Origin of the sequence: Jannaschia rubra (assembly GCF_001403735.1) — a bacterium.
Taxonomy (GTDB): Bacteria; Pseudomonadota; Alphaproteobacteria; order Rhodobacterales; family Rhodobacteraceae; genus Jannaschia; species Jannaschia rubra.
Map to the genome: position 1 here is coordinate 177,119 of NZ_CXPG01000021.1, position 13,435 is coordinate 190,553.

Sequence of the window (13,435 nt, forward strand, 5' to 3'; positions counted from 1 at the left end):
CGGCTGGATGTCCGCGCCCCGTCTTTCACCTGGCCAACCCGGGATCAGCGGGCCAGCAATTCCGCTTCCTGCCGCCGCAGCATCCGGCGCGCGGCAGTATAGGCCTGGCGACCGGCCGCGTCGCGCAGGTCGGGGAAGATGGCGAATATCTCCTCTCGCTGGGCCTGCCCCAGACCCTTCAGCGAGTGGTCGCCCGGCTGAAAGCTTTCGGTCCAGGCACCGTCGGACAGAATCACCTCGTGATTGTCGAACATCACGTGAACATAGGTGACGTCCGCCGCCTCCGCCCGCTCGATGCCGGGGCGGCCGACCAGGTGCTTGGCGGCCACCAGCACCTCGCGCTCGTCGAAATAGAGCATGGTCTCGTCGTTGGCGATCAGGACGCGGTGCTGCGGCGACACCACCATGTCCCGCTCCGGCAGGCCGCGACCCAGCGCGCCCCGGCGGATCGTCACGGGCCGCAGGGCCGGGTTCTCCTCCAGCTCCGCCGCGGTCATGTCGCGCGATCCGGCCCAGCGGATCGCCTGGATGCCGTTGTCGCGCGTGATGACCCGGTCGCCCACGGCCAGCGTCTCGACCGCGATCTCGCCCCGGGGCGTGGCGATCAGGGTGCCCGGCGTGAAGCAGGGAATCACCGTCTCGATATCCTCGAAGGTCGCGGTCTCGTCGGTGTCGCGGAAATGGATGATGCCGTCTTCGCGGTCGTCGGAGGTGTATTCGATGAAGGACACGTCCGATCCGGACAGGTCCAGAACGTCGTTGTCGTCGCCGCCCGATCCGCCGTCGATCCGGTCGCCCGGGTTCGCGCCCAGGATCACGTCGGCACCGTCGCCCCCGTCGATCAGGTCGGTGCCGTCACCGCCCGTCAGCGTATCCTCGCCCGCGCCGCCCAGCAGGGTATCGTCGCCGGCGCCGCCCAGCAGGGCGTCGTCGCCCTCCCCGCCGTCGATCAGGTCGTCGCCGTTGCCGCCTTCGACCGAATCGTCGCCCGCGCCGGCGTCCACCTTGTCGTCGCCCTCGCCCGCCAGGACGGTGTCGTTGCCGTCGCCCGCGAGGATGATGTCGTCGTCGCCTTCCTCGCCCGGCAGCAGCGCGTCATCGTTGTCGACGAAATCGCCGTTCGGATCGCCGTCGTAATCCGCATCGATCAGGTCGTCGCCCGGCGTGCCCTCGACGATGCCGTCCCGGTCGTCGGTCACGGCGCCGATGACGTTCTCGACGTTGATGAACTTCGCGATGTCGCCGGTGCGCTCGCCGTCGTCGTTCAGGAAGAAGACCGTGCCGTTCTCGGCATTGTCCTCGTCGAACTCCACCTCCGCGTTCGCACCCGTCAGGTCAAGCGTATCGAAATCCTCGCCGCCCTCGCCGCCGTCGATCAGGTCGCCCGCGGTGATGTTGAGGAAGGTATCCTTGTCGTCGCGACCGTAGAGCCAGTCCGCCCCCGCGCCGCCGTCGATCACGTCCTTCCCGTCCCCGCCGCTGAGGTAATCGCGACCGTCACCCCCCTCCAGCGTGTCGTCGCCGTCGCCGCCGAGGAGGAGATCGCTCCCCGTGCCGCCCGACAGAAGGTCGTCGCCGTCGCCACCGATCAGCTTGTCGTGGCCTTCGCCGCCCCTCAGGGTGTCGTCCCCCGATCCGCCGTTCAGATAATCGTTTCCGCTGCCGCCGTCGGCCCGGTCGTCGCCGTCGCCCCCAAGGATCACGTCGGAGCCCGCGTCGCCCAGCAGGAAATCGTTGCCGGAGCCGCCGTCGATCCAGTCGTTGCCGTTTCCACCCGAAATGCTGTCGTCGCCCTCTGCCCCGAACAGCCTGTCGTGCCCGTCCTCGCCGAAGACGATGTCGTTGCCCTTGCCGGCATAGACCCTGTCGTTGCCCGCGCCCGCCGCGACGACGTCATCGTCGCCCCGCGTGCCCAGGACGCCCTTCGCGTCGTTCCCGTCGATCCGGTCGCCCTGCGCGTCGACATAGCCGAGGCCGATGTGGTCATCGCCCGACGTTCCGTTGACCACGCCGTCCCCCTGGACCGACGCGGGGATGAAGCTGAGGTTGTCGACCGCGCCCGACCCGGACAGATGCACCTCCATCCGCGCGACGCCCTGGGTGTCGATATCCACCGTCTTCTGACCGTTGTCCGAGGTCTTGACCCGGATGTTGTCGATCAGCTTTCCGTCCTCGCCGTAGAGCTTGATCGTCGCGCCCTTCTCGACGTCGAGAAGGGTCAGCGAGTTGACCGTCGCCGGCTTGTCGAACGCGAACTTCAGGATGCCGCCCTTCGCGCTGTCGTCGGGGTCGCACGAATCGCCGTCCTCCGACAGGATCAGGACCTTGCCCAGGTTCGACGTCTTCAGGTCCCAGTCGCCGCCGGTGGGCCGCGCGGTGTCGAAGATCATGGGGGGGTTCTGGCTCGACCCGCTCGAAATGGTGACCCCCTGCGCGGAATACTGACCCTTCACGATCGAGCCGGTTCCGAGGTTGTTGAAGTCGATCAAGGTACGGTTCGTCATGACTGGTTGCTCCTGAAGCCACTCGGCAAATCGGCATCGGTGAATGGAAGAAGGATCGAGGCTGTCGCCGAATAGGCGCCCGAATGGCGCATGTCACTGCAATTCGTCGTCACGCGGTGTCTCCGCTCTATCCTGTTATGGTCTATCCGCCGCAGGTGACGTCATCCGGCGGGCGAATGCACGTTCGGAATGTTGACCCGGCGGAACCTTGCCGGACAATGCCCGATCGTGCGGCCGATCCATGGCCTTGGTACGTCATCCGTTCCCGGACGGGTTTCTCGGCTCCACTACTCCATCGACCCCTGACTGCAAGGTATATTATAGCGAATTCCGGTCGGACCTGCCCTGATGCTGACGCGATCGGGAAGGCCCGCGCGCAATTGCGGTCCGGTATACCGGACAAAGGTTTCCAAAAGTGAAACGTAACCGAAAGTTTACCAATACCAGGACTTCCATCCGATCCGCTTTTCATATCGGCATGCGGCGTCGATCATCGCCCACCTCGACGATCTTCCCGGCCGGAAAGGCAAATCGGATTGTTGCATTCAAGGAACCAGGCGAAGGGAAAGCCGGACTTCATCTAAAATGCTCAGTCTCGCATCGGGAAACTGGTTACCGGACTCGCCTATGGGAAGGCCGCCGGAAAGGACACTGCACCGGCGATGGCGCCGAATCGCGCGGCATCATTCCGAACTGACGGAGCTGCCCCCTGGTACCCGTGGCCGGACTCGAACCGGCAAGCCTTGCGGCGGCGGATTTTGAATCCGCTGCGTCTACCGATTCCGCCACACGGGCCCGAAGGTCGGGCGGCGAAGCCCTAGCTCCGCGCCGCGCCTGCGTCAACGCCGGAACGATCAGAGACTCGGGGCCGAAAACGTGTCGCAGGCAGCGATCCGCCCTTCCTCGAACCCGGTGGCAAACCAACGGGCGCGTTGGCGCGACGTGCCGTGGGTGAAGGTGTGCGGCATCGGCACCCGCCCCGCGCTGCGTTGCAGGGTATCGTCGCCAATGCGCCGGGCGGCGTCGATGGCCTCGTCGACGTCGCCGGGGTCGAGGGTGCCGAAGCGGTCCTGTGCGGCGCGCGCCCAGATCCCCGCCAGGCAATCGGCCTGCAATTCGACGCGCACCGAGACGGCGTTCGACTGCTCCGGCGTGGCCTGCGCGCGGATGCGGTTGGCCTGGCCCAGGATGCCCAGCTCGTCCTGCACGTGGTGCGCGACCTCATGCGCGACGACATAGGCGGCGGCAAAGTCGCCCTGCGCGCCCAACTGCTGCTCCATCGTGGTGAAGAAGGCCGTGTCGAGGTATATCTTGCCGTCCGCCGGGCAATAGAACGGCCCCGTCGCGCCCGAGGCGCCGCCACAGGGACTGCCGGTCACGCCGGAATAAAGGACCAGCACCGGCGGGCGATATTCGGCGTCCACCTGCTCTCGGAACAGGTCGGCCCAGACCTCCTCCGTATCGGCCAGCACGACCGAGACGAACTGCGCCTCGCGCTGCTCGGCCTCCGTCACCGGGCGGGAGGGGCCGGAGGTGTATCCGCCGCCGCCGCCGGTCAGAAAGGGCGACACGTCCACGCCGAAGAACCAGCCGATCAGCAGGACGGCGATGATGCCCATGCCGCCGATCCCGCCGGCCATGCCCGCGCCCCCGCGCCTGCCGCGCCGGTCCTCGATGTTGCGGCTGCCGCGTCGTCCCTGCCAGCGCATCCCGTCCCCCCATTCCGTCCAATCGCGCTTGACCCTGCGCCGGTTCCGTGGGACCGGCAAGCCCATGATCCGCGGCCTCTATAACTGGACGTTGTCTCTGGCCGCCCATCCGCGCGCGCTCTGGGCGCTGGCAGCCGTCAGCTTCGTCGAAAGCTCGGTCTTTCCCATCCCGCCCGACGTCATGCTGATCCCCATGATCCTCGCCACCCCGCACCGCGCCTGGCTGATCGCGACGGTCTGCACGGTGGCAAGCGTAGCGGGCGCGCTTCTGGGCTATGCCATCGGCGCCTATGCCTTTGCCGCTCTGGGCGAGCCGATCCTGGAGGCTCTGGGCAAGGCCGACCGCATCCCTGCCTTTCAGGCCTATTTTACGGAATGGGGATCCTGGGCCGTGCTGATCGCGGGGCTGACGCCGTTCCCGTTCAAGGTCATGACCATCCTTTCGGGCGCCGCGGGCCTGTCGCTGCCGGTCTTCGTGGTGTCGAGCATCGTGGCTCGGGGCCTGCGGTTCTTTTTCGTGGCGGCGTTGCTGCGACGCTTCGGCGACCCGATCCGCGACTTCATCGAGCGGCGCCTTGGCTTTCTGTCCATCGCCTTCGTGGCGACGCTTCTGGGCGGCTTCCTTCTGCTGAGGTACCTGTGACGCACCGCTCCCGTCTCATCGCCCTCGCCACGCTGGGCAGCGTCGCGCTGCTCGGGGGGGCCTACCTGTTCCAGCTGCGGGGCTTCGCGCCCTGCCCCATGTGCCTGTGGCAACGATGGCCGCATGCGTTCGGCATCGTCCTGGGCGTCGTGGCCCTTGCAGGCGTCCGGCCCCGGCTCGCGGCAGCGCTGGCGGGGGTGTCGCTGCTCGTCACCTCGGGGATCGGGTTCTTCCACGCGGGGGTCGAGCAGAAATGGTGGCCCGGCCCGTCGACCTGCTCCGGCGGCGGCACGCTGGGCGGGCTATCGGGCGCGGATCTTCTGTCGACCGACGTCGCGGATACGGTCGTGATGTGCGACGACATCGTCTGGCAGTTCGGCCTGACCATGGCGGGCTGGAACGGGGTGCTGTCGCTGGCGCTGGCGGTGCTGTGGTTCCATGCAGCCACGCGGCGGAGTTGACGGCAGTCAACTTTTCCGTTCATTTTCCGTTAGTTAAACTGACCAGACGGTTAATCCCCGCCCGATCCGCCCGAGGGCGTTGAGCCCAGATGCGGGGGATGATAGACCCTTGAACAACCAGATATAGCCCCGCGAAGGGGCGGAGATTCACATGAACGACGATCCGCAAACCCCTGAAAACGAAGAAGACGAGCCGGGCCGCACGGTCATGTTCCACGACGGCCCGCAGATCAGCATCACCGACGAGATGCGGACCTCGTTCCTCGACTACGCCATGTCGGTCATCATCAGCCGCGCGATCCCCGACCTGCGCGACGGGCTGAAGCCGGTGCACCGCCGCATCCTCTATGCGATGCACGAGACGGGGAACACCTACGACAAATCCTATCGCAAGTCCGCACGGCCCGTGGGCGATGTCATGGGCAAATACCACCCGCACGGCGACTCGGCCATCTACGAGGCGCTGGTGCGGATGGCGCAGGATTTCTCGATGTCGCTGCCGCTCCTCGACGGGCAGGGCAACTTCGGGTCGATGGACGGCGACAACGCCGCGGCCATGCGGTACACCGAAGTGCGGATGGACAAGCCCGCCGCCTTCCTGCTGGCCGACATCGAAAAGGACACGGTCGATTTCCAGCCGAACTACGACGGCAAGGATCTGGAGCCCACGGTCCTGCCTGCGCGGTTCCCGAACATGCTGGTCAACGGCGCGGGCGGCATCGCGGTGGGCATGGCGACGAACATCCCGCCCCACAACCTGGGCGAAGTGGTGGACGCCTGCCTTGCGCTGATCGACAATCCGGACCTGTCGGTCGAGGAGCTGATCGAATACATCCCCGGCCCCGACTTCCCCACCGGCGCGACGATCCTGGGCCGCAGCGGCATCCGTAAGGCATATCTCGAAGGACGCGGCAGCGTCCTGATGCGCGCCAAGACGCGGGTGGAGGAGATCCGCAAGGATCGTTGGGCAATCGTCGTGGACGAGATCCCGTATCAGGTGAACAAGGCGGTGATGATCGAGAAGATCGCCGATGCCGCCAAGGAAAAGCGGATCGAGGGCATCGCCCACGTGCAGGACGAATCCGACCGTCACGGCGTGCGGGTGGTGGTCGAGCTGAAGCGCGACGCGACGGCCGAGGTCGTGCTGAACCAGTTGTTCCGCTTTACCCCGATGCAGACCAGTTTTGCCTGCAACATGCTGGCGCTGAATGGCGGGCGGCCGGAGCAACTGACGCTGCGCGACTTCCTGACCGCCTTTCTGTCCTTCCGCGAGGAGGTGATCGCCCGTCGCACGGCGTTCGAGCTTCGCAAGGCGCGCGAACGCAGCCACATCCTCTGCGGCCTGGCCGTCGCGGTCAGCAACGTGGACGAGGTGGTCCGGACCATCCGCGCCAGCGCCGACGCCGCCGAGGCGCGCGAGAAGCTGATGACCCGCCGCTGGCCCGCCGAGGAGATCGCGCCCTTCATCCGCCTGATCGACGATCCGTCGCATACGATGAATGACGACGGCACCTACAACCTGTCGGAAACGCAGGCCCGCGCCATCCTCGAGCTGCGCCTGCAACGCCTGACGCAACTGGGCGTCAAGGAAGTGACGGACGAGCTCGAGGAGCTGGCGGGCAAGATCAAGGAATACCTGGAGATCCTGGGGTCGCGCGCGCGCATCCTGGGCATCATCTCGGACGAGCTGCGCGACGTGCGCCAGCAGTTCGCCGTGCCCCGCCGGACCGAGATCACCGACTGGTCCGGCGACATGGACGACGAGGACCTGATCGAGCGCGAGGAGATGGTCGTGACCATCACCGAATCCGGCTATGCCAAGCGCACGCCCCTGGCCGAGTTCCGCGCGCAGAAGCGCGGCGGCAAGGGCACCGCCGGCATGGCCACCAAGGAGGAGGACGTCGTCACCACCCTGTTCGTGGCCAACACGCATACGCCGCTCCTGTTCTTCACGACCGACGGGATGGTCTACAAGCTCAAGACCTGGCGGCTGCCGCAGGGGGGACGCACGGCGCGGGGCAAGGCACTGGTCAACCTGCTGCCGATCCAGACGGGCACCGGCATCGCCGCCATCCTGCCCGTGGACCGCGATGAGGAGGACTGGGGCGACCTGCAGATCGTCTTCGCCACCGACCACGGCACGGTGCGGCGCAACCGCCTGTCGGACTTCGCCAACGTGATGCGGAACGGCAAGATCGCCATGAAGTTCGAGGGCGAGACCGAGGGTTGGACCCTCATCAACGCGCGGATCGCGTCGAACGACGACGACGTCATGCTGGTCACGCGCTCGGGTCGGGCGATCCGGTTCCCGGCTACCGACGTGCGCGTCTTCAACAGCCGTGCGTCCACGGGCGTGCGGGGCATCCGGCTGGGCGCGGACGATGCGGTGGTCTCCATGGCCGTCATCCGCCACTTCGACGCGACGGCGGACGAGCGGACGGCTTACCTCAAGATGCGGCGCGCGGTGGCGGGGCTGGCAGACGACGCCGAACTGCCCGACGATGAGGAGGCGAACGCCCACGCCACCATCGACCCGGAGCGCTATGCCGAGATGTCGGCGCATGAGGACCTGATCCTGACCATCACCGAAGGCGGGGCGGGCAAGCTGTCGTCGTCGCACGACTACCCGGTGCGGGGTCGCGGCGGCATGGGCGTCGGCGCGCAGGACAGGGTCGCGCGCGGCGGCCCCATCGTCGCCGCCTTCCCGGTGGAGCCGGACGACCAGATCATGCTGGCCACCAGCACCGGCCAGTCGATCCGCTGCCCGGTGGAGGGCATCAGCTTCCGTTCGCGCAGCGCGGGCGGGGTCAAGGTGTTCAACACCCGGGGGGGCGAGAAGGTCGTGTCGGTGGCCCGCGTCGCGGACCGGTCCGAGGATGTGGACGACCTGCCGACCGCGTCGGACATGACGCCGGACTGAGGACGGGTTTGCAATCCTGCAGCGGCGACTTACTCTTGGGCTGATGACCCGGCATCGGGCCATCGAATTGCCGGGGGGAACGGTATGAGGCTCGATAACTGGGACGACCTGAAGTTCGTCCTTGCCATGACGCGGCACGGCACGATGTCGGCCGCGGCACGGTTCCTGAACACCAACGTCGCCACGGTGTCCCGTCGGATCGACCGGTTGAGCCACGATCTCGGTATCCCCCTCTTCGAGAAGCGCGGACAGGGGTTCGTTGCCACCGCCGCCGCCGAACGGCTGGCCGCGATCGCGGAGGACCTGGACCAGAGGCTGCGGGCCGAGGTGTCGGCCATCCGGACCGACCGGACCGATGCCGCCGTGACGATCGAGGTCTCGGCCCCGCCTGCCTTCCACCGGCAGTTCGTGTTGGCGCGCACCGCGGACCTGGCCAAGCGGCTGCCGCAGGTTAGGCTGACGCTGACGGACAAGGTCTTTGCCCAAGGTCTGGGCGAGGCCGACATTCAGGTGCGGATCGGCCGGCCGGAGGGTGGGCGGCTCAAGGCGCGCAAGCTCTGCGATTATTCGATGCGGGTCTATCATCGCAAAGGTCACAAGCTGGATGGCGACTGGATCGGGCTGTCGCACCGCTATCCCGACGCGGACCTTTTGCGGAGCATTTACCCCGAGGCCCGGCCCGAGCCGCGCTACCGGATCGAGGAGATGCCGATGGCGCTCGACATGGTGATGGCGACCGGCCTGCCCGCGCTGCTGCCCGACTTCATGGTGCAGCCGCGGCACGGGCTGGTGGCAGCCGACCTGCCGGAGAACGACCTGAGAAACGAGCTCTGGATCACCTATCACGAGACGCGCCACAGCGACGCGACCCTGCGGGCGGTGGTGGACTGGTTCTGTTCGGCCGGGTCCGCAGGCGGGCTGCGGATGGCGGGCGAATAGGCGCGGGGCTTCCCCCCCGGCGGCGCGCAGCCTATGTGACGCGCATGACGGAGACATTGCACATCATCGGCGGCGGCATGGCCGGGTCGGAGGCCGCCTGGCAGGCGGCGAACGCGGGCGTGCCCGTGATCATCCACGAGATGCGGCCGAAGGTCGGCACCTTCGCGCACCGCACCGGGTCGCTGGCAGAGATGGTCTGTTCCAACTCGTTCCGGTCGGACGACGACGAGCAGAACGCCGTGGGCCTGCTGCATTGGGAGATGCGCGCGGCGGACGGGATTATCATGCGCATGGCCGACGCCCATGCCCTGCCCGCCGGCGGGGCGCTGGCGGTGGACCGCGACGCCTTCGCCGCCGCCGTGACCGATGCCGTGCGCGCCCATCCCCTGATCTCGGTGGCGGAGGAAGAAGTGACGGACCTGCCCCGCGACGGCCAGTGGATCGTCGCCACCGGGCCGCTGACCGGCTCGGCGCTGGCCGCCGCCATCGCGGCCGAAGCGGGGCAGGACGCGCTGGCCTTCTTCGACGCCATCGCCCCCATCGTCCACGCCGACACCATCGACATGTCGCGCGCCTGGCGCCAGTCGCGCTACGACAAGGGCGAGACGGAGGAGGAGCGGACCGCCTATATCAACTGCCCCATGGACCGGGAGCAGTACGAGGCGTTCATCGACGCGCTGCTCGCCGCCGAGAAGACCGAGTTCAAGCCGGGCGAGACGGCGGGCTATTTCGACGGCTGCCTGCCCATCGAGGTGATGGCCGAACGGGGACGCGAGACGCTGCGTCACGGGCCGATGAAGCCCGTGGGCCTGACCAACCCGCACCAGCCCGACGTGAAGGCCCATGCGGTGGTGCAGTTGCGGCGCGACAATGCGCTCGGCACGCTCTACAACATCGTAGGTTTCCAGACCAAGATGAAGTACGGCGCGCAAAAGGCTGTTTTCGCGATGATTCCCGGGCTGGAGAACGCGTCCTTCGCGCGGCTGGGCGGCATCCATCGCAACACCTTCATCAACTCGCCCACGCTGCTCGACCATCGGATGCGCCTGAAGTCGCGGCCGAACATCCGGTTCGCGGGGCAGATCACGGGGGTCGAGGGCTATGTCGAATCGGCCGCCATGGGCCTGCTGGCCGGACGGATGGCGGCGGCCGAGATGCTGGGCCACGACCTGCCCCCGGTGCCGCAGACGACGGCCATGGGCGCGCTGGTCAACCACATCACCGGCGGGGCGGATGCCAAGACGTTCCAGCCGATGAACGTGAACTTCGGCCTGTTCCCCCCGGTCGACGCGCGCGGCGGGCGGCGGGGGCGGATGGTCCGCTACAAGATGTACACCGACCGGGCCAAGGCCGATTGGACCGACTGGCTGGGGGTGCGGCAGGCGGCCGAATGATCACCCGCTTCGCGCCGTCGCCGACGGGGCCGCTGCATCTGGGCCATGCCTGGGCCGCGATGGTGGCGGACGACCTGGGGCGGATGCACCTGCGGATCGAGGATATCGACCGGCAGCGGTCGAAGCCGGAATGGGAAGCGGCGATCTTCGATGACTTGCGGTGGCTGGGGCTGGACTGGTCCGGGCCGGTCATGCGGCAGTCGGAGCGGATGGCGGCCTATGGTGCGGCGCTGGATCGGCTCTGGGCGGCGGGGCTGCTGTTTCCCTGCACCTGCAACCGGCGCGACATTTTGGCCGCCGCCAGCGCGCCGCAGGAAGGCGCGCCGCTGCTGGGCCCCGACGGCGTCGTCTATCCGGGCACCTGCCGCGGCGCCCCGCGCGGTGGCGCGCGCCCGAATGGCGTGGCGCTGCGGCTGGACGCGCGGGTGGTGGGCGACCTGCATTGGGTGGAACGGGACAAGCCGAGGACGATGGATGCCGCCACCTTTCGCGATACCATCGGCGACGTGGTGCTGGCCCGGCGCGACTTCGGCACCTCCTATCATCTGGCGGTCACGGTGGACGACGCGGCGCAGGGCATCACGCTCGTCACCCGCGGACACGATCTGGAAGAGGCGACGCCAATCCACGTCGCGTTGCAGCGCTTGCTGGACCTGCCCCGGCCGACCTATCACCACCACGACCTTGTCCGCGACGCCGAAGGAAGACGCCTGGCCAAGCGCGACGATGCCCGGTCCATCGCCAGCTACCGCGCCGCGGGCTGGACGGCGCAGGCACTCAAGGACCGCCTGCGCCAAAGCCGGATCGCGCCCTAGCCGCGCAGGAACCTGAGCATGTCGTCGGTGAGCTGCTCCGCATGCGTCGCGGTCAGACCGTGGGGCGCGCCGTCGTATTCGCGCAACTCCGCCCCCGCGATCCCCTGCGCCGCCGCGCGGCCGGACGGGTCGATGGGCACCGTCTGGTCCCCCGTGCCGTGCACGACCAGCGTGGGCACGTCGAAGGCGGCGAGGTCGGGGCGGAATTCGGTGGTGCCGAATGCGTCGACGCAGTCGATGGTGGCCTTGGGGCTGGCCATCATCGCCATCATCCAGGACCACTTCAGGATGCCGTCGGACACGCCGCCCGCGTCGGTCCCCATGCCGTAGAAACCCTTGAAGAAGTCCTGAAGGAAGCCGGGCCGGTCCTTTTGCAGCCCCTCCTTCATCTGCTCGAACACCGAGGGATCGACGCCATCGGGATTGTCATGCGATTTCTTCATGTAGGGCACGACGGAGGAGATCAGCCCGGCCTGCCGCACCCCCTTGCCATCGTGGCGCGACATGTAGCGGGCGACCTCGCCCCCGCCCATGGAGAACCCGAAGATCGCGGCGTCGCGGAGCGACAGGCCATCGATCACCGCGGCCAGATCGTCGGCCATCGTGTCGTAGTCGTAGCCGGTGAAGGGCTGCTCCGACCGCCCGAAGCCGCGCCGGTCATAGGCGACGACGCGGAACCCCGCGCGGGCCAGGGGGAGGGCCTGATATTCCCACGAATCGGCATTGAGCGGCCAGCCGTGGATCAGGACGACCGGGCGACCCTCGCCCCAGTCCTTGACGTGAAGGCGGGTGCCGTCGGCGGCTTCGATCATCGGCATAACGCGGTCCTTTCGCTCGGGAGTCGTCCCGCAACGAAAGGCCCGCGCCGCCGGTTCCTCAGAGCGGCTGCGCCGTCTCGACCAGACGCGCGAAGAAGCTGGCGCCGACGGGAGCGATGGCGTCGTTGAAGTCGTACTCGGGATGGTGCAGCACCGGCCCCGGCCCCGCGCCGAGGAACAGGTAGGCGCCGGGGCGGGCGTTGAGCATATAGCTGAAATCCTCGCCCCCCATCTCCTTCGCCGCCTGGGCGTCGACCTTGCCCTGCCCCGCCACGTCGGCGGCGACGCGGGTGGCGAAATCGGTGCGGTCCGGGTCGTTGACGGTGGAGGGATAGCCCCGTTCGTACCGGCAGGTCGCGGTGACGCCATAGGACGCCGCCTGCCCCGCGACGATCGTGGCCATGCGCTGTTCGACCATGTCCTGCACCGCGGGGTCGAAGGTCCGCACGGTGCCGCCGAGGAACGCCGTCTCGGGCACGATGTTGTCGGCCGACCCGGTGTGGATCTGCGTGATCGACACCACCAGTTCGTCCATTGCGTAGTGGTTGCGGCTGACGATGGTCTGGATCGCCTGCCCGATGCCGAGCGCGGCGACGACTGGATCGCAGGTGTCGTGGGGCATCGCCCCATGGCCGCCCTTGCCGGTGATGTCGATGTGGAACATGTCGACCGCCGCCATGAGCGGGCCGGGACGGGTGAAGAACTCGCCTTCGGCGAAGTTGGGCGAATTGTGGATGCCGTAGACCTGTTCGATGTCGAAGCGGTCCATGATCCCCTCCTGCACCATGACGTCGCCGCCGCCGCCGTGTTCCTCGGCCGGCTGGAAGATCAGCGCGACACGGCCGCGGAAGTTGCGCGTCTGCGCCAGGTATTTCGCGGCGCCGAGCAGCATCGTGGTGTGCCCGTCGTGGCCGCAGGCGTGCATCCGGCCGGGGGTTTCGCTGGCATGGTCGGCGCCCGTCGCTTCGGTGATGGGCAGGGCGTCCATATCGGCGCGCAGGCCGATGGTGGGGCCGTCGCCCTGCCCTTCGACGATGGCGACGATGCCGGAGGTGGCGATGCCCTCGTGGATGTCGGTGATGCCGAAGGAGCGCAGCTTTTCGGCGACGAAGGCGGAAGTCTTCGGCAGGTCGAAGCTGAGCTCCGGGTGGCGGTGCAGCCAATGGCGCCATTCCTGCATCTCGGGTTGCATCGCGGCGATGGAATTGATGACTGGCATGGCGCGGCTCCTG

At 67.9% G+C, this 13,435-nt stretch carries 10 protein-coding genes and 1 tRNA gene; 6 read left to right on the plus strand and 5 right to left on the minus strand.

Annotated features, from left to right (window positions below):
• Positions 1–44: 44 nt before the first annotated feature.
• The 3 genes from JAN5088_RS14395 to ypfJ form a co-directional block, all read right to left on the minus strand.
• Positions 45–2,504, minus strand: coding sequence for a Hint domain-containing protein (locus tag JAN5088_RS14395; RefSeq protein WP_055683518.1), 2,460 nt, complete (start codon positions 2,502–2,504; stop codon positions 45–47).
• A gap of 710 nt (positions 2,505–3,214) precedes the next feature.
• Positions 3,215–3,299 (minus strand) — tRNA-Leu (locus tag JAN5088_RS14400).
• A gap of 59 nt (positions 3,300–3,358) precedes the next feature.
• Positions 3,359–4,213: a KPN_02809 family neutral zinc metallopeptidase gene (gene ypfJ / locus JAN5088_RS14405; RefSeq protein WP_055683519.1), complete on the minus strand. Its 855-nt coding sequence runs from the start codon at positions 4,211–4,213 to the stop codon at positions 3,359–3,361.
• 64 nt (positions 4,214–4,277) lie between these two features.
• Here ypfJ and JAN5088_RS14410 point away from each other — a divergent pair, with 64 nt between their 5' ends.
• The 6 genes from JAN5088_RS14410 (at position 4,278) to gluQRS (ending at position 11,385) form a co-directional block, all read left to right on the plus strand.
• Positions 4,278–4,856, plus strand: coding sequence for a YqaA family protein (locus tag JAN5088_RS14410; RefSeq protein WP_055683520.1), 579 nt, complete (start codon positions 4,278–4,280; stop codon positions 4,854–4,856).
• Positions 4,853–5,317, plus strand: a complete 465-nt coding sequence (locus tag JAN5088_RS18710) for a disulfide bond formation protein B (RefSeq protein ID WP_055683521.1) — start codon at positions 4,853–4,855, stop codon at positions 5,315–5,317. Before JAN5088_RS14410 ends, JAN5088_RS18710 begins: the two co-directional genes overlap by 4 nt.
• Before the next feature lie 151 nt (positions 5,318–5,468).
• The gene (gyrA, locus tag JAN5088_RS14420; protein ID WP_055683522.1) at positions 5,469–8,237 is read left to right on the plus strand and encodes a DNA gyrase subunit A; all 2,769 of its coding nucleotides are present in this window, start codon (positions 5,469–5,471) and stop codon (positions 8,235–8,237) included.
• 84 nt (positions 8,238–8,321) lie between these two features.
• Positions 8,322–9,176, plus strand: coding sequence for a LysR family transcriptional regulator (locus JAN5088_RS14425; RefSeq protein ID WP_055683523.1), 855 nt, complete (start codon positions 8,322–8,324; stop codon positions 9,174–9,176).
• 44 nt (positions 9,177–9,220) lie between these two features.
• Positions 9,221–10,570 (plus strand): methylenetetrahydrofolate--tRNA-(uracil(54)-C(5))-methyltransferase (FADH(2)-oxidizing) TrmFO, encoded by a 1,350-nt coding sequence (trmFO, locus tag JAN5088_RS14430; RefSeq protein WP_055683524.1) that lies wholly within the window; start codon positions 9,221–9,223, stop codon positions 10,568–10,570.
• The gene (gene gluQRS / locus JAN5088_RS14435) at positions 10,567–11,385 is read left to right on the plus strand and encodes a tRNA glutamyl-Q(34) synthetase GluQRS (RefSeq protein ID WP_055683525.1); all 819 of its coding nucleotides are present in this window, start codon (positions 10,567–10,569) and stop codon (positions 11,383–11,385) included. Before trmFO ends, gluQRS begins: the two co-directional genes overlap by 4 nt.
• On the opposite strand, the gene JAN5088_RS14440 is transcribed toward gluQRS, so the two are convergent.
• Together JAN5088_RS14440 and JAN5088_RS14445 are read right to left on the minus strand one after the other, a co-directional pair.
• Positions 11,382–12,203 (minus strand): alpha/beta fold hydrolase, encoded by an 822-nt coding sequence (locus JAN5088_RS14440; protein ID WP_055683526.1) that lies wholly within the window; start codon positions 12,201–12,203, stop codon positions 11,382–11,384. The genes gluQRS and JAN5088_RS14440 overlap by 4 nt on opposite strands.
• Positions 12,204–12,261: 58 nt before the next feature.
• Complete coding sequence (locus tag JAN5088_RS14445) at positions 12,262–13,422, minus strand: M20 aminoacylase family protein (protein ID WP_055683527.1); 1,161 nt, start codon at positions 13,420–13,422, stop codon at positions 12,262–12,264.
• Between the last annotated feature and the right edge of the window lie 13 nt (positions 13,423–13,435).